This window comes from Denitromonas iodatirespirans (assembly GCF_018524365.1).
Lineage (GTDB): Bacteria > Pseudomonadota > Gammaproteobacteria > Burkholderiales > Rhodocyclaceae > Nitrogeniibacter > Nitrogeniibacter iodatirespirans.
Map to the genome: position 1 here is coordinate 121,984 of NZ_JAEKFT010000010.1, position 19,291 is coordinate 141,274.

Sequence of the window (19,291 nt, forward strand, 5' to 3'; positions counted from 1 at the left end):
CATGAAAACCATCTACCTCTCCGGCCCAATGTCCGGCCACCCGGACCACAACCATCCCGCTTTCCATGCTGAAGCCGACCGCCTGCGCGCCCACGGCTACCAAGTCATCAACCCGGCCGAGATCAACGTGGAAGGCGGAGCGTGGCATGACTGCCTGCGTGCCGACATCCGCGCGCTGATGGACTGCGACACCATCGCCCTGCTGCCCGGCTGGGAAGCCAGCCAGGGCGCGCACCTGGAGCTGCACATTGCCCACCGGGTGGGCATGCGGGTGGTGATGGCGGCCGATGTCAAGAAAGGCCTCGACTGGTGTTGCGAGAACGGATGCGGACCGTGCACGCCGAAGCTCGCCGACTTCGAGTACTACCGCTCGGAAGACATGTCCGGTCGGGTTCTTTCCAGCCTCACCCAGAAGGTCTGGGTAAGCAAGTGCTGCGGCGCCGATCTGGCGCTGTGGGACGAACAGCAGAAAGCGTTCCTCGACGATTCACACCCGGTCAATCCGCCAAGGAATGAGCCGCCAGAGATAGGCGACGCCTGCCTGTGGATCGAAAACAACGAAGCCATCTGGAACACCGCGTGCGGCGAGGCGTGGAGCTTTGTCGACGGCGGACCTGCCGACAACAACGTCAAGTTCTGCCACGGATGCGGCAAGCCAGTGCTGGCCGTGCCGTGCATGGCCAACGAGGAGGCCTCAGCATGAAAGAGCGCCCCATCCTCATGAGCGCACAGATGGTGCGCGCGATCCTAGACGGAACGAAGACGCAGACACGTCGTGCCTTGAAGGATCAACCCGTCGAGCTTCCCGACTACAACCGTGGCAGCCTTTCGATAAACATCGGCGGCGGCCGATACACGGCATGGAGCGACCGATTCCCGCCAGTTCCATGCCCCTACGGCAAACCAGGCGCCCGGCTGTGGGTACGCGAGACGTTCTTCGACACGGCCCCCTTCGAAACCGCACCTATTTTCGCAGGCAGGTCGTCACGGTATGCCTACCGAGCAGACGACGAATTCATCGGGTGTCACCGGTGGAAGCCGTCCATTCACATGCCACGCGCGGCCTGCCGAATCCTGCTGGAGATCACCGCGGTCCGCGTCGAGCGGCTGAAGGACATCACGGTCAGCGATGCGATGGCCGAGGGATACGACGGCAGTATCGATGATCCGCTCGATCCGTCGATCCAGTGGTATTCGGCGCTGTGGGAGCAGATCAACGGCCCCTGCAGCTGGGACGCCAACCCGTGGGTGTGGGTGATCGAGTTCAGGAGGGTGCAGCCATGATCGCCCCGACCGAAGCCGATCAGGCGGCAGAAATGATGCTGGCCACCTACTGCCGCGCCTGCGGCGTGACATCACCCGACGACGTGCGCAAGGCCGGCGAAATGATGATCAGCAAGGCCGCGCGCGCGATCGAGAAATACAACGGCGCGCACGTGGCCGTGGCAGTCCTGAAGCGCACCACCCTGAATCTGATGCCGGTAGAAGGAGGCGCAGCATCATGACCCGACGCAAACGCAAGCCGCGGCCGTGCGCCGCACCCACCATGGTGCTGATCCAGATCACCCACCTCGAGCTGCATGAGCGCCTGAGCGTGCAGGCCTTCGTGGGCGGCTGGGCGAACACCGAGCACTTCGACAACCTGGCCGACTGCCACGACCTGCTCAACCTGGCCGCCGCCGACAAGCGCGACCAGGCCACGCTGGCCGTGTGCGACATCTCCGGCATCGCCCTGTTCAACATCAAGGATCGCTACGCCGAGACCGGCCGCTTCGGCGTCACCGGCGAGGAACACAAGGCGCTCGAGCTGCTGGCCGACACCAGCAAAGACTTCTGGTCGCGGCAGGCGGGCACGTTCTTCCACCAGACCTATCTGGCACTCAAGCGGCTCCGCGCGCTGCAGAAGGAGCGGCGGGCACAGGAGATGGCGGCATGAGCGCGCACAAGAACCACCGCCGCCCAAGCCCTCCGCCGTGCGCCCGGTTTGCCGTGGTCCTACACCCAGGCACCTTGTTCGAGACCGTGGACGTCTATGCGCTCACGCTCAAGGACGCGCTCGCATGGGCCGCAGACACGCGGGAGCCGGGGGTCGAAGTCGATGTGATGCGGGTCACGTCGAACGGCTCGCTGACGACAGAGATCTGACTACGATGAACGATCACGACCGCCGCGCCGCCCGCTCCGACCTCATCCGCTGGCTTGCCGAGCAGCTGGTGGACGACGCGCTTGCAGAGCGGCGGCTGGATACACAGAATCAAGCACATGACAAACGCAGCCATCTACGCCCGGTTCTCAACCGACCGGCAGAACGATCGATCCCTTGACGATCAGGCGCGGGTCGCCCAGGCCCGCGCCGACCTGCTCGACCTCACCGTTACCACCATCCACCGCGACGATGCCGTATCTGGATCGACGCCGGTGGCCGCCCGCCCGGGCGGCGCGCGTCTGCTGGCCGATGCCATGGCCGGGCGCTTCGAGGTGCTGATCATGGAGGGGCTGGATCGCCTCTCGCGCGACCAGGTGGAACAGGAACGCACCGTGCGCCGGTTGGAGCACCGAGGCATCCGCATTATCGGCGTGGCCGACGGCTACGACTCGGAGGCGGCCGGGCGCAAGATCCACCGCACCATGCGCGGGCTGATCAACGAAATCTACCTGGACGACCTGCGGGAGAAGACGCACCGCGGCCTCGCTGGCCAGCTCGCGCGCGGCGGCCACGCCGGCGGGCGGGCCTACGGCTACCGCAGCGTGCGCGATGGCGACATCAGCCGCCTCGAGGTGGTGCCCGAGCAAGCCGAGGTGATCCGCTGGATCTACACCCGCTATGCCGAGGGCTGGAGCTGCCAGCGCGTGGCGGCCGATCTGAACGCGCGCGGCGTGAAAAGCGGCTTCGGCGGCACCTGGGCGGTGTCGGCGCTGTATGGCTCGCCGAACAAGGGCAGCGGCGTGCTCAACAACGAGCTCTACATCGGACGGCTGATCTGGAACCGCAGCCAGTACGTGAAAGACCCGGACACCGGCAAGCGGACGCGCATCGACCGCCCGCGCGACGAGTGGCACATCGAGGAGCGCCCGGAGCTTCAAATCGTGTCGCACTCGCTGTGGCTGGCCGTGCGCGAGCGCATGGCGCGTCCGACGCGTCAGGGCGGCAACGCCGGCAAGGGCGCCCGACCGCGATCGCTGTTTGGCGGACTGCTCAAGTGCGGGATCTGCGGCGGCGCCGTGGTGGCCACCAGCGGGCGTCACTACGGCTGCGCCGCCAGAAAGGACCGCGGCCCGGCCGTGTGCGCCGGCGTGCAGGCCAACCGCCAGAAGGTCGACCAGCGCCTGCTCTACGCCATCCGCGAGGAACTGCTGAGCCCGTCCGCCATCGCCGAGCTGCAGGAAACGGTAAAAGAAGTGCTCGCCGCCCGCCGGCGCGAGGCGGCCGAACTGGCCCAGGCCGCCCGGGCCCGCATCGCCGAGCTGGATAGCGAGATTGCCCGCCTGGTGGATGCCGTGGCCACGGTGGGGATATCCCCCGCCCTGACGGCCCGCCTGCAGCAGGCAGAGGCCGAGCGTGAGCGCGTGACAGCAGAGCAGGATTCCAACGTGCCCGGCGGCGCCGTGATCGACGCGCTGCAGCGCTACCGCAAGCTGCTGGCCGACCTCGAACAGTCCCTGAGCACAGACACCGACCGCGCCCGCGAGATCCTGCGCCGCATGATCGCCCCGGCCGAGATGGTCGCGCGCGAAGGGCAAGTGTTCGTGGAAATAGAGACAGGCCGAGCAGCAATCGCTGTCGGCCTGTCTCTGGGATTGGTTGCGGGGGCAGGACTTGAACCTGCGACCTTCGGGTTATGAGCCCGACGAGCTGCCAACTGCTCCACCCCGCGTCAGAGAAACGAGACTTTAGACCATTACAGATGTTTCGTCAAGGATCCAAAGCATAAATCTGGTGCCGGTTGCAGGAGTCGAACCCGCGACCTACCGCTTACAAGGCGGTTGCTCTACCAACTGAGCTAAACCGGCAGGGCGCAGATTATAGCGCATACGCAAGAGGCGGCGCATCTGGCGGCTTGGTGCGTTGCCGCGCGCGCGGCATAATCGGGGGGACGGATCCCGACCCCGCGATCCGCGCCGGAAATCCACGCATGGCACCTGACTCACCGAGCGGACCGCACCTGCGCCTGCTCCTTATCGAAGACAGCGCGGACGATGCGTTGCTGCTGATCCACCGTTTCCGCAGCGGCGGCTACCTACTGGATGTGCAGCGTGTCGACACGCCCGCGCAGACCGAGGCGGCGCTGCGTTCGCACACCTGGGACGTAGTGATCAGCGATCACGACCTGCCGGGTTTCAGTGCCATTGCCGCGCTGGGAATCATCAAACAGCTGGAGCTGGACATCCCCTTCATCATCGTCTCCGGCGCGATCCGCGAGGAGACGGCCATTTCCGCCATGCGCGCTGGCGCGCATGACTACCTGAGCAAGAATCGCCTGGAGCGTCTGCTGCCTGCCGTCGAGCGCGAGTTGCGCGAGGCCGAGAACCGTCGCCAGCGTCGTCAGGCCCTGGCGGCACAGCATGAGGCGGACACGCGTTTCCAGGCGGTGGCGGCCAGTACGCCCGGGGTCATCTTCCAGATGACCCGACTGGGCGACGGGCAGTTGGCCTTTGCCTATGCCAGTGACGCGACGGAGATGCTGCTCGGCGTGTCGGTGCGGCAACTGTGTGACGACAGCGCCTGCTTTTCGCGCCTGCTGCTGGAAGACGATCGGGCCGCACTGGATGCCGCGCTGGTGGCCTCGGCAACGAGCGGCGCCCGGCTCAACTGGGAGGGGCGCATCCACACCGAGGCCGGCGACACCAAGTGGATCAACGTGCGCGGCTCGGTGCGCTACGACGCCGCCCGGCAGGCGATCTGGGAAGGGGTGATGTGGAACATCACCCACAGCAAGCAGACCGAGTCCGAGCTGCGGGCGTCACAGGCCCATCTCAAGGCGCTGTCCAACCATTTGCAGTTTGCCAAGGAGGACGAACGCGAACGGATCGCCCGCGATGTGCACGATGTGCTGGGCGGCCACCTGGTGGCGCTCAAGTTCTCCGCCTCGCTGATGGCCTCGCGCCTGGACGCGCCGATCGATCAGTTGCGCAGCCAGGTGACGAGCATCGAAACCCTGATCGACGAGGCTATCGACACCGTCAGCCGGGTGACGCGCGAGCTGCGGCCGGGCATCTTGAAGGATTTCGGCCTCGCCGCCGCGATCGAGAGCCACGCCGAAGATTTTGCCAAGCGCACCGGCATCCAGTGCGAGGTGTTGTGCGCGGACGACGACATCGCCCTGCCCGAGGCCGAATCGATCGCCCTGTTCCGCATCTTCCAGGAGTCGCTGACCAACGTCAGCAAGCATGCCAAGGCGCAACATGTCGAGATCCGCTTGATCCATACCGGCGACGGCGTCAGCCTCGAGGTGGGCGACGACGGCGTCGGCCTGGGCCATGCCGATCTGGCCAAGCCGCACTCCTTCGGGTTGCGCGGCATCCGCGAGCGGGTCACCAGCCTCGGCGGCTGTGTCGACATCGGCAACCGGATCCCGCGGGGCACCCGCCTGCAGGTCGTCCTGCCCTTGCCCGCCCCGCTTTCGACCCTCGCACCTCAGGAGCCTTCTGCATGAGCAAGCGCATCCGCGTGATGATCGCCGACGACCACGCCATTGTCCGCCAGGGCCTGCGTCAGATTCTGTCGGACATCGAAGACATGGAAGTGGCCGGCGAGGCCTGCAATGGTGTCGACGCCTTGCAGCTGAGTCGCGACGGCCAGTGGGACGTGGTGCTGATGGACGTCTCCATGCCCGACCGCAACGGCATCGACGCGCTCAAGCTGATCCGCAAGGAGCAGCCCAAGCTGCCGATCCTGATCCTCAGCATGTACCCCGAGGAGCAATACGCCATTCGCGCGCTCAAGGCCGGTGCCGCCGGCTATCTGACCAAGCAGAGCGCACCGGAGCAGCTGGTCACCGCCATCCGCCAGGTGGCCAGCGGCAAGAAATATGTCAGCGCCTCGCTGGCCATGGAACTGGCCGAAGCCATTGGCGAAGACACCGACCGCCCCCTGCACGAGAAGCTCTCCGATCGCGAGTACCAAACGCTGTGCATGATCGCCTCGGGCAAGACGCTGACCCAGATCGCCGAGGAGCTCAATCTGAGCGTCAAGACCGTGAGCGTCTACCGGGCCCGTCTGCTGGAGAAAATGCACTTGCGCAACAATGCCGAGATCACGCATTACGGCCTGAAGTTCGGCCTCGTCGAATAAGCCCCGATTGCCGCCAAAGGCGGCATGGGCCGTGCATTTTCGCGCGCGACGATGCCTCGAAACACGCTAAAGTAAGCGCTCCTGCAACCGTATTTCACGGGACTGCCCGCACTTCTTTTTTCTACAGGCGCGATCCTAACGATGGCGGATTTCTCCACTCCCTCTGAAATCGCACGCGAGTCACTCAAGCGGCTGGCACTCGATCGTGTCGCGCCGACCCCCGACAACTACCGCGCCTACTACCATCGCATTGCCGGCACCAAGGACGACGACTGCTTCCCCGAGCAGGCCTTTCGCCGCATTGCCGCCGAGCTGCCGCGGCGCTCGCCGGCCCAGCAGCGCTTTGCGCAACGCTTTGAGTCGGCCATCGGTAACCAGTCCTGGCCGCCGCTGCGTGCCGCGATGATCGAGCTGGCCGAGGCCACCGATGCTCAGGAAATGCCCTGGGCGCCGCTGATCCAGCAAATCGTCGAGCAGATGGACCGCCACCATGCAGCCTTTACCAAGGCACGCAAGAAAGAATCGCTCAAGCATGTTCTCGACGCCTCCGGCGCGGGCGCTGGCGTGCTCCACACCCGCCTCGGCAATCTGCTTAAGCACTGGTCGACAGCCGCCGGGTCCGAGGTGGCCGAAAGCTTCGCGCCGGTAGCCGACACCCCCGCGGCCGCGCCGATCGCCCCGGCCACCACCGCCGCGGCGCCGTTGCCGGCGGTAGAGGTTCCGCCCGAACTGGCCAAGGCGCTGGACGAACTGTTCACGCGCGGCGTGGGCGCACTGCTGGCCGACGCGCCCGATCTGCAAGCCCGGATCGCGAGCTTCGGCAACCGCCTCAACCCCTGGCCGACCCGCGACGCTCAACCGCAGCTGCTGGCCGACCTGCATGAGCTGATCCTCAAGCTCGAATGGACCGGCGAAGACCAGTCGGGCATTCGCCGCGCCCTGGTCGCGCTGCTGCAGCTGCTGATCGACAACATCAGCAAGCTGGTGATCGACGACCAATGGCTCACCGGCCAGCTCAGCGTGGTCAGCGAAGCCTTCTCCCAGCCGCTCGACATCCGCATCCTGGACGAAGTCGAGCGCCGCCTGCGCGACGTCATCGATCAGCAGGGCCGCATCAAGCAAGAGCTGACCGATGCCCAGCTGCGCCTCAAGCAGATGCTCGCCGGCTTCGTCGACCGGCTGGCCGACATGAGCGAATCGGCCGGCAGCTTTCACGACAACCTGGAGCGCTCCTCGGCCCGCATCGCCCAGGCCAAGGACATCAGCGAACTGTCCAACGTCATCGAAGACATGCTGCGCGAGACCCGCGTCGTCCAGGAAGGCGCGCGCCGCTCGCGCGACGATCTGGCCTCGCTGCAAGAGAAGGTCGAGCAAGCCAACGTCGAGATCAGCAAGCTCCAGCACGAGCTGCATCACACCAGCGAACTGGTCCGCCACGACCCGCTCACCGGCGCCCTCAACCGCAAGGGGCTCGACGAAGCCCTGGAGCGAGAAATCGCGCGCGCCCGCCGCCGCGACACCCCGCTGTGCGTCGGCCTGCTCGACGTCGACAACTTCAAGCGCATCAACGACACCCACGGCCATCATGCCGGCGACGCCGCGCTCCAGCACCTGGCCGACGTCATCCGCGCCAACCTCCGCCCGCAAGACAGCCTGGGCCGCTACGGCGGCGAAGAGTTCATCGTCGTGCTGCCCGACACCGACGTCGAACACGCCGTGGCCGCCATCACCCGTCTGCAACGCGCCCTGACCACCCGCTACTTCCTGGCCGAAGGGCAGAAGCTGCTGATCACCTTCAGCGCCGGCGTCGCCCGCCTCGAAGCCGACGAAGCCGCCGCGGTCGCCATCGATCGCGCCGACAAGGCCATGTACCGCGCCAAGCGCGCCGGCAAGAACCGCGTGATGCTGGCCTGAGGCCGCATCGCCACGGCGGGCATGCCAAAATGGGTGCCCGACCTTTCCTCCGACTGCGCCTCCGACCATGCCCCGCGACACCCACATCATCTTCGATCTCGACGGCACGCTGATCGACTCCGCCCCCGCGATCCTGGCCAGCTTCCAGGCCGCCTTCGCCGCCGCCGGCCGCACGCCGGTGCGCCCCATCACCGCCGACATCATCGGCCCGCCGCTGAACGAAACCCTGCAACTGCTCTCCGGCACGACCGATGCGCAAGTGCTGTCGACACTCACCGAGCACTTCAAGGCCGCCTATGACGACGACGGCCTCACGCAGACCCTCGCCTACCCCGGCGTCGAGGCCATGCTGCACGCCCTGCACGATCGCGGCATCGCCCTCCATATCGCCACCAACAAGCGCCTCTTCCCCACCCTGCGCATCCTCGATCTGTTGGGCTGGCGCCCGCTGTTCGAGAGCGTCTACGCCCTCGACATGGTCACCCCGCGCATCCGCGACAAGGCCACCATGATCGAGCGCCTGCTCGACGAACAGCACATCGACCCCAAGCACGCCGCCTACGTGGGCGATCGCCTGGAGGACGGCGAAGCGGCCAACGCCAACGCGCTGCCCTTCTTCGCCGCCACCTGGGGTTACGGGGCGATCGATCCGGACGCCCTCGCGCCGGGCTGGACGCATCTGCCCACACCGTCGCCGGATCTGCTGCCCGGCCGGTGAATTGGGGGCAAAACTTCCGCTTGTTTCCCCCATCGATAGGCCGTGTTGCCGCTACCATGTGCCATAAAGATCAATGGGCGCCCCTCTATGAAAGCAGTCATCCTCGCCGGCGGTCTCGGTAGCCGGCTGTCGGAAGAAACCCATCTCAAGCCGAAACCGATGGTCGAGATCGGCGGGCGGCCGATCCTCTGGCATCTGATGAAGCTCTTCACCTGCCACGGCGTCACCGAGTTCATCATCTGCCTGGGCTACAAGGGCTACGTGGTGAAGGAGTACTTCGCCAACTACTTCCTGCACACCTCCGACGTCACCTTCGACCTCGCCAACAACGCCATGGAAGTGCACGAACAGCACGCCGAGCCCTGGCGCGTCACCCTGGTCGACACCGGCGAGCACACCATGACCGGCGGCCGCCTGGCCCGGGTGCGGCGTTATCTCGATGGCGAAGAGGCCTTCTTCTTCACCTACGGCGACGGCCTCGGCAATGTCGACCTCACCGCCCTGGCCCGCCACCACAAGGCGCACGGCAAACTGGCCACCGTCACCGCAGTCGCCCCGCCCGGGCGCTTCGGTACGCTGGCGCTCGACGGCGACGCGGTCGCCGGCTTCACCGAAAAACCGGCCGGCGACGGCAACCTCATCAACGGCGGCTTCTTTGTGCTCTCGCCCGAGGTCATCGACACCATCGCCGACGACGCCACCACCTGGGAGAACGAACCGGTGGCCGAACTGATCCGCCGCGACGAGCTGCGCGCCTGGCGCCACCACGGCTTCTGGCAGCCGATGGACACCCTGCGCGAAAAGAACCTGCTCGAAAGCTTGTGGGCCTCCGGCAAGGCGCCCTGGAAATGCTGGAACTGATCCGCCGCAGCTTCGCTGGCCGGCGCGTTTTCCTGACCGGCCACACCGGCTTCAAGGGAAGCTGGCTGAGCCTGTGGCTCACCCATCTGGGCGCCGAGGTCTTCGGCTACGCGCTGGCCCCCGACACCACGCCCGACCTGTTCTCGCTGGCCGGCATCGACCGCCGTGTCGACGCCACCCTCGGCGACATCCGCGACGCCGACGCCCTGGCCGCCGCACTGGCCCGGGCCCGCCCCGACATCGTGCTGCACCTGGCCGCCCAGCCGCTGGTGCGCCTGTCCTACCGCGAACCGGTGGCCACCTTCGCCACCAACGTGATGGGCACCGCCCATCTGCTCGACGCCGTGCGCCGTGTCGACACGGTGCGTGCGGTCGTGGTGGTCAGCAGCGACAAGTGCTACGACAACCGCCCCGGCAAGCTGCCGGCCGGCGGTTTTCGCGAAAGCGACGCGATGGGCGGCGCCGACCCCTACAGCGCCAGCAAGGGCTGCACCGAGCTGGTGGTCGAGGCTTGGCGGTCGAGCTTCTTCCCGCCCGAGCGCTTCACCGAGCATGGGGTCGCGCTGGCTTCGGCGCGCGCCGGCAACGTCATCGGCGGCGGCGACTGGGCCGAAGACCGGCTGATCCCCGACATGGTCCGCGCCTTCGGCCAGGGCCGCTCGGCCCTCATTCGCAATCCCGCCGCCGTGCGCCCCTGGCAGCATGTGCTCGAACCGCTGTGGGGCTATCTGCTGCTCACCGCCCGCCTGCTCGAGGCGGGCGCGACCCATGCCTCGGGCTGGAATTTCGGTCCCGACAACCGCGACGCGCTGCCGGTGGCCGAGGTTGCCGACGCGCTGTGCCGCCACTGGGGCGACGATGCCCGCTGGCACACCGACACCCCGCCCGCCGACGCCCCGCACGAAGCCGCGCTGCTGCGCCTCGACTGCACCCGCGCCCGCCAGGATCTCGGCTGGCAGCCGGTCTGCCCCCTGCCCGAAGCGCTGGCGCGCACCGCCCGCTGGTACCGCGACATGCAGCAAGGTGCCGATGCCGCCACCCAGTGCCTGGCGCAGATCGCCGCGCAGGAAGCCGCCATCGCCGCGCTCGGGAGTGCGGCATGAGCGCGCCCCGCCCCCGAAGCGAACGTCGCGCCAGCGACAGGAGGGTCATTCTGTGAACCGTCCGGATGCCTGGGTCGCCGACGGCCGCTTCCTCGTCGAAGACACCCCCCTGCCCGGCCTCCAGCGCATCCGGCGCAAACCGCTGGCAGACGCGCGCGGCAGCCTGGAGCGGCTGTATTGCGCCAGCCTCTTCGCCGCCTGCGGCATCGACACGCCGATCGCCCAGATCAACCGCACCTGCACCCGCGCCGCCGGCACCGTCCGCGGCCTGCACTTTCAGCATCCGCCGCATGCGGAGGTCAAGTTCGTGCAGTGCCTGCGCGGCGAGGTGTTCGACGTGGCGGTCGACCTGCGCGCCGGCTCGCCGACCTTCCTGCACTGGCATGCCGAGCGGCTGTCGCAGGACAACGCCACCGGCCTGCTCATCCCCGAGGGTTTCGCCCATGGCCTGCAGACCCTCGCCGACGACACCGAACTGCTCTACCTGCACACCGCGCCCTACACGCCGCAAGCCGAAGGCGGCCTCGACGCGCTCGACCCGCGCCTGGCCATCGACTGGCCGCTGCCCGTCGGCGAGCGCTCCGAGCGCGATCGCAGCCTGCCCCGCCTCCGTCCGGATTTCACAGGTCTGATCCCATGAAGTGCCGCCACTGTCATACCCCGCTGACGCTGCCGCTGATCGACCTGGCCACCTCGCCGCCGTCGAACGCCTATCTGCGCGCCGACCAGCTCAATGCGCCGGAGCGCTGGTATCCGCTGCGTGTGCTGGTATGCGAGCACTGCTGGCTGGTGCAGACCGAGGATTTCACCCAGGCCGACGCGCTCTTCGACGCCGACTACGCCTACTTCAGCAGCTTCTCCGACGCCTGGCTGGCGCACGCCCGGCGCTATGTGACGGACATGGTCGCGCGCTTCGGACTGAGCGCCGCGCATCGCGTGGTCGAAGTGGCGGCCAATGACGGCTACCTGCTTCAATACGTGAAGGCGGCCGGCATTCCCTGCTACGGCATCGAACCGACCGCCAGCACCGCCGCCGCGGCGCGCGCCAAGGGCATCGACATCGTCGAGCGTTTCTTCGGCGTCGCGCTGGCCGACGAGTTGGTCGCGCAAGGTGGCCAGGCCGACCTGATCGCCGCCAACAACGTGCTCGCCCATGTGCCCGACATCAACGACTTCGTGGCCGGCTTCGCGCGCCTGCTGACGCCGACCGGGGTCGCCACCTTCGAGTTTCCGCACCTGCTCAATCTGCTCGAGCAGTGCCAGTTCGACACCATCTACCACGAGCACTTCTCCTACCTCTCGCTCACCGCCGTGTCGCGGATCTTCGCCGCCCATGGCCTGCAGGTCTTCGATGTCGAGGAGTGGCCGACCCACGGCGGCAGCCTGCGGGTCTTCGCCCAGCGGGCCGGCGGGCCGCAGCCGGTGGCACCCGCCGTGGCCGCCCTGCTCACGCGTGAGACGCGAGCCGGCCTGCGCCAGAGCGACACCTATCGCGACTTCCAGGTGCGCGCCGAGACCATCAAGAACGCCTTCGTCCGCTTTCTGCTCGACTGCCGGGCACATGGGCAACGGGTCGCCGCCTACGGGGCCGCGGCCAAGGGCAACACCTTGATCAACTTCGCTGGCGTGCGCGCCGACCTGCTCGCCTATGTCGTCGACCGCAACCCCGCCAAGCAGGGCAAGTTCCTGCCCGGCAGCCGCATCCCGGTGGTCGCCCCCGAGCATCTGCTGGCCGACAAACCCGCCCGGGTCGTCATCCTGCCGTGGAATCTGCGCGAAGAGGTGATGACGCAGATGGCCGAGGTGCGCACCTGGGGCGGGCGCTTCGTGACCGCGATTCCCCAATTGCAGGTGTGGCCATGAAACACGTGCTGGTCACCGGGGCGGCCGGCTTCATCGGCCGGGCGGTCGTGCCCCTGCTGGCCGCCGAGGGTTGGCGCGTCAGCGCGATCAGCCGCCGGCCGCCGGCTGCCGGCCAGCCGGCGATCGACTGGCATGCCGTCGATCTGTTCGACACCACCGCCACCGCCGATCTGGTCGGCCGCCTGCGCCCGAGCCACCTGCTGCATCTGGCCTGGAACACCGAGCACGGCCGCTTCTGGCAGGCGCCGGACAATCTGCGCTGGATGAGCGCCAGCCTGTCGCTGCTGCTAGCCTTCGCCGAGGCCGGCGGCACGCGTGCCGTGGTGGCCGGCACCTGCGCCGAGTACGACTGGCGCCACGGCTTCTGCCAGGAAGACATCACCCCCTGCATGCCGCACAGCCTGTATGGCGAAGCCAAGCTGGCCACCGGGCGCCTGGCCGCCCGCCTGCTGGCCGACAGCGGCACCCAGCTGGCCTGGGCCCGGGTGTTCTTCCCCTACGGGCCGGGCGAAGCGGGCGGCCGCCTGATTCCCTCCGTGATCCGCGCCATGGCGGCGGGCGAGGCGGTGCGCTGCAGCCATGGCCGGCAGTACCGCGACTTCCTGCATGTGCAGGACGTGGCCACGGCCTTTGCCCAGCTGCTGCGCGCGCCCGACCAGGGCGTCTTCAACATCGCCTCGGGCACCCCGGTGTCGCTGCGCCAGATCGTGCTCACCCTGGCCCGCCTCGCCGGCTGGGCCGGCACCCCCGACTTCGGCGCCATCGCCGTGCCCGACGACGACCCGCCACTGCTGGTCGGCGACATCCGCCGGCTGCGCGCGCTCGGCTGGCAGCCGACGCTCGCGCTCGACGACGGCCTGGCCGACACCCTGACCCACTGGCGCCACCATCATCCTTCCAGGAGCCTCTAATGGACGACCATCAACAATTCGCCGCCGATTGCGCCAAAGAAATCCAGGCTCAGGCCGACGACGCCGACTTCCAGCGCCTGTCGCGCGCCTGGATGGATCGCGCCCAGCAGCTGCGCTACTCCTACCATTTCGAGTGGATGGGGCGGCCGATCATCCAGTACCCCACCGACATCCTCGCCATGCAGGAGCTGATCTGGCGGATCCAGCCCGAGCTGGTGATCGAGACCGGCATCGCCCGCGGCGGCTCGCTGATCTTCTACGCCTCGATGATGCAGATGCTCGGCCGCGGCGAAGTGCTGGGCATCGACATCGACATCCGCGCGCACAACCGCGAAGCCATCGAATCGCACCCCATGGCCCACCGCATCCGCATGATCGAGGGCTCCAGCCTGGACGCCGCCATCGTCGCCCAGGCCGCGGCGGCGGCCGAAGGCAAGAAGGTGATGGTGGTGCTCGACTCCAACCACACCCATGCCCATGTGCTCGGCGAGCTCGAACGCTACGCCCCGCTCACCTCGCCGGGCAGCTACTGCGTGGTGATGGACACCGTGGTCGAAGACATGCCGCCCGCGCTGTTCGACGACCGCCCCTGGGCGCCCGGCGACAACCCCAAGACTGCCGTGCACGCCTGGCTCAAGACACACCCCGAATTCGACATCGACCACGCGATGGACGCCAAGCTGGCCGTCTCCGTCGCCCCGCACGGCTATCTGCGCCGCCGCGCCTGACCCGCTCTTCGCAAGGACGCCCCCATGGTTGAGCACAGCACCGACATCATCATCCCCTGCTACAACTACGCCCATTTCCTCGACGAATGCCTGGCCGCCATCGTGGCGCAGACCCGGGGCGACTTCCAGGTTCTGGTCATGGACAACGCCTCGACCGACGACACCCCCGAGGTCGCCGCCCGGTGGATGGCGCAAGACGCCCGCATCCGCTACCACCGCAACGACACCAACCTCGGCGCGGTCGGCAACATGAAGCGCGGCTACGAACTGACCGCCGCCGAATATGTGGTGATCCTGCCGGCCGACGACCTGTGGGGGCCGACCTTCCTGGAGGCCACCTGCAACGCCCTCGACGCCCACCCCGAGTGCAGCTACGCCTACACCGGTTGGCACACCACGCATGGCGGGCTCGACGCCCCCGAAAAGCCGATGACCTGGATCCCGCACGAGCGCAGCGGCATGGTCGAAGACATGGCCTCGCTCATCATCCAGAACTACATCCCGCTGTCCTTCGGCGTCTTCCGGCGCAGCATGTGCGAGCAGGTCGGCGGCGCCTACCCGCTGTTTCTGCCGATGCTCGGCGACCTGTATTTGTGGATGCGCCTGGCCGCGGTCGGCCCCGCCTGCTACATCGCCGAGAACATCGGCCGCCTGCGCATGCACGGCGCCAACGAGTCCTTTTCGCTGCACGCCACCGGCCGCAGCGCCTTCGACCACATCCACCTGCTCGACCTGGTCTTCCAGTCCGAGCTGTGGCCGATGTCGCTGCGCCTGCTGGCCAAGGCGCGGCAGATCCAGCTGCTCACCGGCGCCCGGCTGCACGAAATCGTCTCCAGCCTGGGCAGCAAGCAGGCCATTCCGATCTTCAAGGACTATGTCGATGCCGCGCGCGACGACCTGATCCTGGTCACCGCCATGGCCATCCGCGCCTGCAGCGGCCGCGCCGCCGGCATGGCCGACACGCTGCATGACGCCAACACCTTGCTGGCCCGCCTGGCCGCCGAAAAATCCGACAACCTCGCCCTCTCGCTGCTGGGCAAGACGCCGGACAGCCAGTCGCCGGTGATGGATCGCGACTACGAAACCTACCTCAACGCCCGCAACTACCTCGACACCGACCACGCCCTGCTGCAGCGGGTGATGCGCCGCTGGCCGCAGGAGCCGCGCATCCACCTGCTGATCCACGCCGTGGCCGCCGACTACGGCCTGCTCGCCGACACCCTCGACAGCGTGGCCCAGCAGCCCTACCCGCTGTGGACCCTCACCGTCATGGCCCCCACGGCCTGCCCCGACCCGGCCATCGAAGAGCTGCCCAACATCGAATGGCGCGTCGTGCCGACCCAATACGACGTCAAGGCCTGCTGCGACACCGCCGTGGCCGAAAACGCCTGCGACATCGTCGCCCTGCTGCCGCCCGGCAGCCGTTTCGACCCCTTCTGCCTGTGGCGCATCGCCCATGAATTCGCCACGCGCGAAACGATGGGCGCGTGCTACAGCGACGATGACGTCAGCCGCAACGGCATCGACCGCGTCGAGCCGCGCTTCAAGCCCGACCTGCTGCCCGACATGCTGATCAGCACCGACTATGTCGGCCCGCTGTGGCTGCGCCGCGAGGTCTTCGTCGCCGCTGGCGGCTGCAGCGAACTGCCCGGTGCGCGCAGCTACGACCTCAGCCTGCGGGTGATGGAGCAGATCGGCGCCGAGGCCATCGGCCACATCCCCGACGCCCTGCTGAGCCTGCCGGTGTCGCCCCATGTGCTGATCTCCGATGCCGACGCCCTGGCGGCCGTCCAGGCCCATCTGGCACGTCGCCGGGTCGACGCCCGCGTGCGCCCCGGCCAACTGCACGCCACCTGGCGCATCGAGTACCACCATGGCGCCACCCCGTCGGTCGACATCCTGGTCCCCTTCCGCAACCGGCTCGAATACATGGCGCCCCTGGTGCAGAGCCTGCTCGACAAGACCGACTATCCCGACGCACGCATCACGCTGGTCAACAACGCATCGGACGATCCGGACTGCCTCGCTTGGCTGGACGCGCAGCTCGCCGCCCACCCCGAGCGCCTGCGCCGCCTCGATGTCGCCGGCCCCTGGAACATCAGCCGCCTGTTCAACACCGCCGTCGCCGCCAGCGAGGCCGAATTCGTCGTGCTGATGCACAACGACGTGCAGGTGTTGCAGGGCAACTGGCTGGCTCGCCTGCTCAACCACGGCCAGCGCCCCGAAGTGGTTGCCGTGGCGCCGCGCCTGGTCACCCCGGGCAGCCATGCACTCGACTTCACCGGCAGCGTCGTCGGCTTGGCGCCCTTCATCGGCTCGCCGGACACCGGCGAGCGCACCATGCTCCACCCCGGCTACCTCGGCCGCCAGCAGGTCGACCTCAACTGCTCGGTGCTCGACAGCGCCGTCCTGCTGCTGCGCCGCGAACACTTCACTGCCGCGGGCGGCATGGACGAAGCGCAGCATCTGAGCTACCCCACCGCCGACATGACCCAGCGCCTGACCGCGCATGGCCGTCTGCTCTGGACGCCGTGGGCCACCCTGGCCCACTACGACGACGACGCCCCGCCGCGCGAGGCGGTCGAGGTGAGCGCGCGCGAAGCCGAACACGCCCGCGTCGAACTTGAACGTCTGGCTCAAGAGCGCCAGCTCATCACCCGCTGCCTGCCGCTGATCCGCCACGATCCGGGCTGGAACCCCAGCCTCGCGCTCGGCCACCAGGACACCCGCATCGATACCGGCTGCGCCGTCGGCTGGCGCCATCTGCCGGTCGACGACATCCCGCGGATCATCGCCGACCCGGTCAGCGGCGCCGGCGAGTATCGCGTCACCGGCCCCCTGCGCGCCGCCCGGCGCGCCGGCAAGGCGCTCGGCGCGTTCTTCAGCTACCCCGACACCAGCAAGCGGCGCATTCCCACGCTGGCCGATCTCGTCCGGCTCGACGGCGCACGCAGTCTGATCGTGCATCACGGCTTCTCGGCCCAGCACATCCATCTGCTGCAGCAACTGCAGACCTACGTGCCCGGCCTGTTCCGCATCGCCTCCATGGACGATCTGGCCACCGCCGTGCCCGAGAAGAGCAACCTGTTCGACCACTGGTCGCGCGACACCCGCTCGCGGGTGCGCACCGCCATCGGCCTGTGCGACCGCCTGATCGTGTCGACCGAGCCGCTGGCCGAGTTCGCCCGCCACATGATCGACGACATCCGGGTGGTGCCCAACCGGCTCGAATGGGCCCGCTGGGGCCATGTCGCCTCGCAGCGGCGAACCAGCGCCAAGCCCCGCGTCGGCTGGGCCGGCGCCATGCAGCATGCCGGCGACCTGGCGTTGATCCGCGAGGCCATCATCGAAACCCACCAGGAAGCCGACTGGGTGTTCTTCGGCATGTGTCCGGACGACATCAAGCCCTATGTGCGGGAAGTCCACGAGTGGGTCAATTTCGACGACTACCCGGCCAAGCTGGCCAGCCTGAACCTCGACCTGGCCGTCGCGCCGCTGGAGATCAATGCCTTCAACGAGGCCAAGAGCAATCTGCGCCTGCTCGACTACGGCCTGCTCGGCTGGCCGGTGGTGTGCACCGATGTCGAACCCTACCGGAGCGCCCCCGTCACACGCGTTAACAATTCGACCCGCGAATGGGTCGATGCGATTCGCGCGCATCTGAACGATCTGGACACGACTGCCCAGGCCGGCGACCGGCTGCGCGAGTGGGTGCTGGCCGACTACATTCTCGAAGACCACGTGGACGACTGGCTCATCCAACACCTGCCCTGAACGCCTGGGTTCACAAGGCACAGCCGCCCGGAAGGCCCTCTTCCGTTTTCAGGCGGCCCCGCCAGACATCCTGCTTGCACCGCAACATTCGGCGCCGACGTCCCTCAGGGCGCGGCGCCGAAAACCTTTGCGGCAAGGCGATTGCAGGCGATTGGCCGCAGAAAAAACAGGCTTCAGTTTTTTGCCGCGTCGCCGTAGGTAGGGCCATGGGGACCGGCACACAATGCCAAACAAGATCCCCTGTCAGACCAAAGCAGAACTCGTTGAATCAGGAGAGCCATCATGGCACAAGTTATCAACACGAACGTGTACTCGCTCAATGCCCAGCGGAACCTCAACCGCAGTCAGGAAGGCTTGGCCACGTCGCTTCAGCGCCTGTCCTCGGGCCTGCGCATCAACAGCGCCCGCGACGACGCCGCCGGCCTGGCCGTGGCACAGCGCATGGAAGCGGATGCCCGCGGCCTGACGGTCGCCATGCGCAACGCCTCCGACGGCATCTCCTTCGCCCAGACCGCCGACGGCGCGCTCGCCACCTCGGCCGACATGCTGCAGCGGATGCGCGAACTGGCGGTCCAATCGCTCAACGGCACCATCTCGAACACCGAGCGCGGCTACCTCGACGCGGAATACACCCAGCTCAACACCGAGCTGGCCCGTCTGCAAGGCGCCGCCAAGCTCAACAACCAATCGGTGTTCGGCGCCTTCACCTTCCAGATCGGTGCTGCCGCAGCCGACAGCATGGCCGCCACCTTCACCAGCGTGGCAGCGCCGGCCGGCACCATCAGCACCGCGGCGGGCGCCTCGGCCGCCATCTCGGCACTGGACAACACGCTCAACAGCGTCGCCAGCAACCGCGCCACCATCGGCGGTGTGATGGGCCGGATGCAATTCACCATCCAGCAGCTCGAAACGGCCCGCGAAAACCAGTACGCCGCCCGTAGCCGCATCATGGACGCCGACTTCGCGACCGAAACCGCCAACCTGACCCGCGCGCAGATCCTCCAGCAGTCGGGTACCGCGATGGTGGCCCAGGCCAACAGCGTGCCGCAGAACGTGCTCTCCCTGCTGCGCGGCTGATACAGACCCTTTTTGTTGCGGGCTGAGATCCCGGTACGCCATACCGCTCA

At 67.7% G+C, this 19,291-nt stretch carries 19 protein-coding genes and 2 tRNA genes; 19 read left to right on the forward strand and 2 right to left on the reverse strand.

All coding sequences use genetic code 11. From position 1 onward, the window contains the following. Position 1 precedes the first annotated feature (1 nt). From I8J34_RS11025 to I8J34_RS25095, 7 genes are read left to right on the forward strand one after another with little or no spacing between them, the layout of a single operon-like run. A complete protein-coding gene (locus I8J34_RS11025; protein ID WP_214361457.1) occupies positions 2–703 on the forward strand; it encodes a DUF4406 domain-containing protein in 702 nt (233 codons plus the stop codon). Then, positions 700–1,284 carry an ASCH domain-containing protein gene (locus I8J34_RS11030; protein WP_214361458.1) on the forward strand — a complete coding sequence of 195 codons (585 nt, stop codon included), beginning with the start codon at positions 700–702 and terminating at the stop codon, positions 1,282–1,284. Before I8J34_RS11025 ends, I8J34_RS11030 begins: the two co-directional genes overlap by 4 nt. Further along, on the forward strand, positions 1,281–1,505 hold the full coding sequence (locus I8J34_RS11035) for a hypothetical protein (protein WP_214361459.1): 225 nt from the start codon (positions 1,281–1,283) through the stop codon (positions 1,503–1,505). Before I8J34_RS11030 ends, I8J34_RS11035 begins: the two co-directional genes overlap by 4 nt. Next, positions 1,502–1,936 carry a hypothetical protein gene (locus I8J34_RS11040; protein WP_214361460.1) on the forward strand — a complete coding sequence of 145 codons (435 nt, stop codon included), beginning with the start codon at positions 1,502–1,504 and terminating at the stop codon, positions 1,934–1,936. Before I8J34_RS11035 ends, I8J34_RS11040 begins: the two co-directional genes overlap by 4 nt. Then, positions 1,933–2,145 carry a hypothetical protein gene (locus tag I8J34_RS11045; RefSeq protein WP_214361461.1) on the forward strand — a complete coding sequence of 71 codons (213 nt, stop codon included), beginning with the start codon at positions 1,933–1,935 and terminating at the stop codon, positions 2,143–2,145. The genes I8J34_RS11040 and I8J34_RS11045 overlap by 4 nt, the downstream gene beginning before the upstream one ends. A gap of 5 nt (positions 2,146–2,150) precedes the next feature. Further along, a complete protein-coding gene (locus I8J34_RS11050) occupies positions 2,151–2,324 on the forward strand; it encodes a hypothetical protein (RefSeq protein ID WP_214361462.1) in 174 nt (57 codons plus the stop codon). Further along, positions 2,263–3,843 (forward strand): recombinase family protein, encoded by a 1,581-nt coding sequence (locus I8J34_RS25095; protein WP_353525793.1) that lies wholly within the window; start codon positions 2,263–2,265, stop codon positions 3,841–3,843. Before I8J34_RS11050 ends, I8J34_RS25095 begins: the two co-directional genes overlap by 62 nt. Here I8J34_RS25095 and I8J34_RS11060 read toward each other — a convergent pair. After that, positions 3,800–3,875: transfer RNA gene (locus I8J34_RS11060), tRNA-Met, on the reverse strand. The genes I8J34_RS25095 and I8J34_RS11060 overlap by 44 nt on opposite strands. A 60-nt stretch (positions 3,876–3,935) precedes the next feature. Further along, positions 3,936–4,011: transfer RNA gene (locus I8J34_RS11065), tRNA-Thr, on the reverse strand. A 122-nt stretch (positions 4,012–4,133) separates the two neighbouring features. On the opposite strand from I8J34_RS11065, the gene I8J34_RS11070 reads away from it, so the two are divergent. From I8J34_RS11070 to I8J34_RS11125, 12 genes are all read left to right on the forward strand, one after another. Further along, on the forward strand, positions 4,134–5,654 hold the full coding sequence (locus I8J34_RS11070; RefSeq protein WP_214361463.1) for a hybrid sensor histidine kinase/response regulator: 1,521 nt from the start codon (positions 4,134–4,136) through the stop codon (positions 5,652–5,654). Continuing rightward, a complete protein-coding gene (locus I8J34_RS11075) occupies positions 5,651–6,292 on the forward strand; it encodes a response regulator (RefSeq protein WP_214361464.1) in 642 nt (213 codons plus the stop codon). Before I8J34_RS11070 ends, I8J34_RS11075 begins: the two co-directional genes overlap by 4 nt. Before the next feature lie 141 nt (positions 6,293–6,433). Beyond that, positions 6,434–8,206, forward strand: coding sequence for a GGDEF domain-containing protein (locus I8J34_RS11080; RefSeq protein WP_214361465.1), 1,773 nt, complete (start codon positions 6,434–6,436; stop codon positions 8,204–8,206). Positions 8,207–8,273: 67 nt separating this feature from the next. Continuing rightward, positions 8,274–8,924, forward strand: a complete 651-nt coding sequence (locus I8J34_RS11085) for an HAD family hydrolase (RefSeq protein WP_214361466.1) — start codon at positions 8,274–8,276, stop codon at positions 8,922–8,924. Between the two features lie 87 nt (positions 8,925–9,011). Next, positions 9,012–9,785 (forward strand): glucose-1-phosphate cytidylyltransferase, encoded by a 774-nt coding sequence (gene rfbF / locus I8J34_RS11090; protein ID WP_214361467.1) that lies wholly within the window; start codon positions 9,012–9,014, stop codon positions 9,783–9,785. After that, the gene (gene rfbG / locus I8J34_RS11095) at positions 9,773–10,888 is read left to right on the forward strand and encodes a CDP-glucose 4,6-dehydratase (RefSeq protein WP_214361468.1); all 1,116 of its coding nucleotides are present in this window, start codon (positions 9,773–9,775) and stop codon (positions 10,886–10,888) included. Before rfbF ends, rfbG begins: the two co-directional genes overlap by 13 nt. A 52-nt stretch (positions 10,889–10,940) precedes the next feature. After that, complete coding sequence (locus I8J34_RS11100) at positions 10,941–11,528, forward strand: dTDP-4-dehydrorhamnose 3,5-epimerase family protein (protein ID WP_230411795.1); 588 nt, start codon at positions 10,941–10,943, stop codon at positions 11,526–11,528. Next, positions 11,525–12,751 (forward strand): class I SAM-dependent methyltransferase, encoded by a 1,227-nt coding sequence (locus I8J34_RS11105; RefSeq protein ID WP_214361470.1) that lies wholly within the window; start codon positions 11,525–11,527, stop codon positions 12,749–12,751. The genes I8J34_RS11100 and I8J34_RS11105 overlap by 4 nt, the downstream gene beginning before the upstream one ends. Then, on the forward strand, positions 12,748–13,662 hold the full coding sequence (locus I8J34_RS11110) for an NAD-dependent epimerase/dehydratase family protein (protein WP_214361471.1): 915 nt from the start codon (positions 12,748–12,750) through the stop codon (positions 13,660–13,662). Before I8J34_RS11105 ends, I8J34_RS11110 begins: the two co-directional genes overlap by 4 nt. Beyond that, positions 13,662–14,390, forward strand: coding sequence for a cephalosporin hydroxylase family protein (locus I8J34_RS11115; protein ID WP_214361472.1), 729 nt, complete (start codon positions 13,662–13,664; stop codon positions 14,388–14,390). The genes I8J34_RS11110 and I8J34_RS11115 overlap by 1 nt, the downstream gene beginning before the upstream one ends. A gap of 24 nt (positions 14,391–14,414) precedes the next feature. Continuing rightward, positions 14,415–18,164 carry a glycosyltransferase gene (locus I8J34_RS11120; RefSeq protein WP_214361473.1) on the forward strand — a complete coding sequence of 1,250 codons (3,750 nt, stop codon included), beginning with the start codon at positions 14,415–14,417 and terminating at the stop codon, positions 18,162–18,164. Between the two features lie 282 nt (positions 18,165–18,446). Further along, positions 18,447–19,241, forward strand: coding sequence for a flagellin N-terminal helical domain-containing protein (locus I8J34_RS11125; protein WP_214361474.1), 795 nt, complete (start codon positions 18,447–18,449; stop codon positions 19,239–19,241). Positions 19,242–19,291 lie beyond the last annotated feature (50 nt).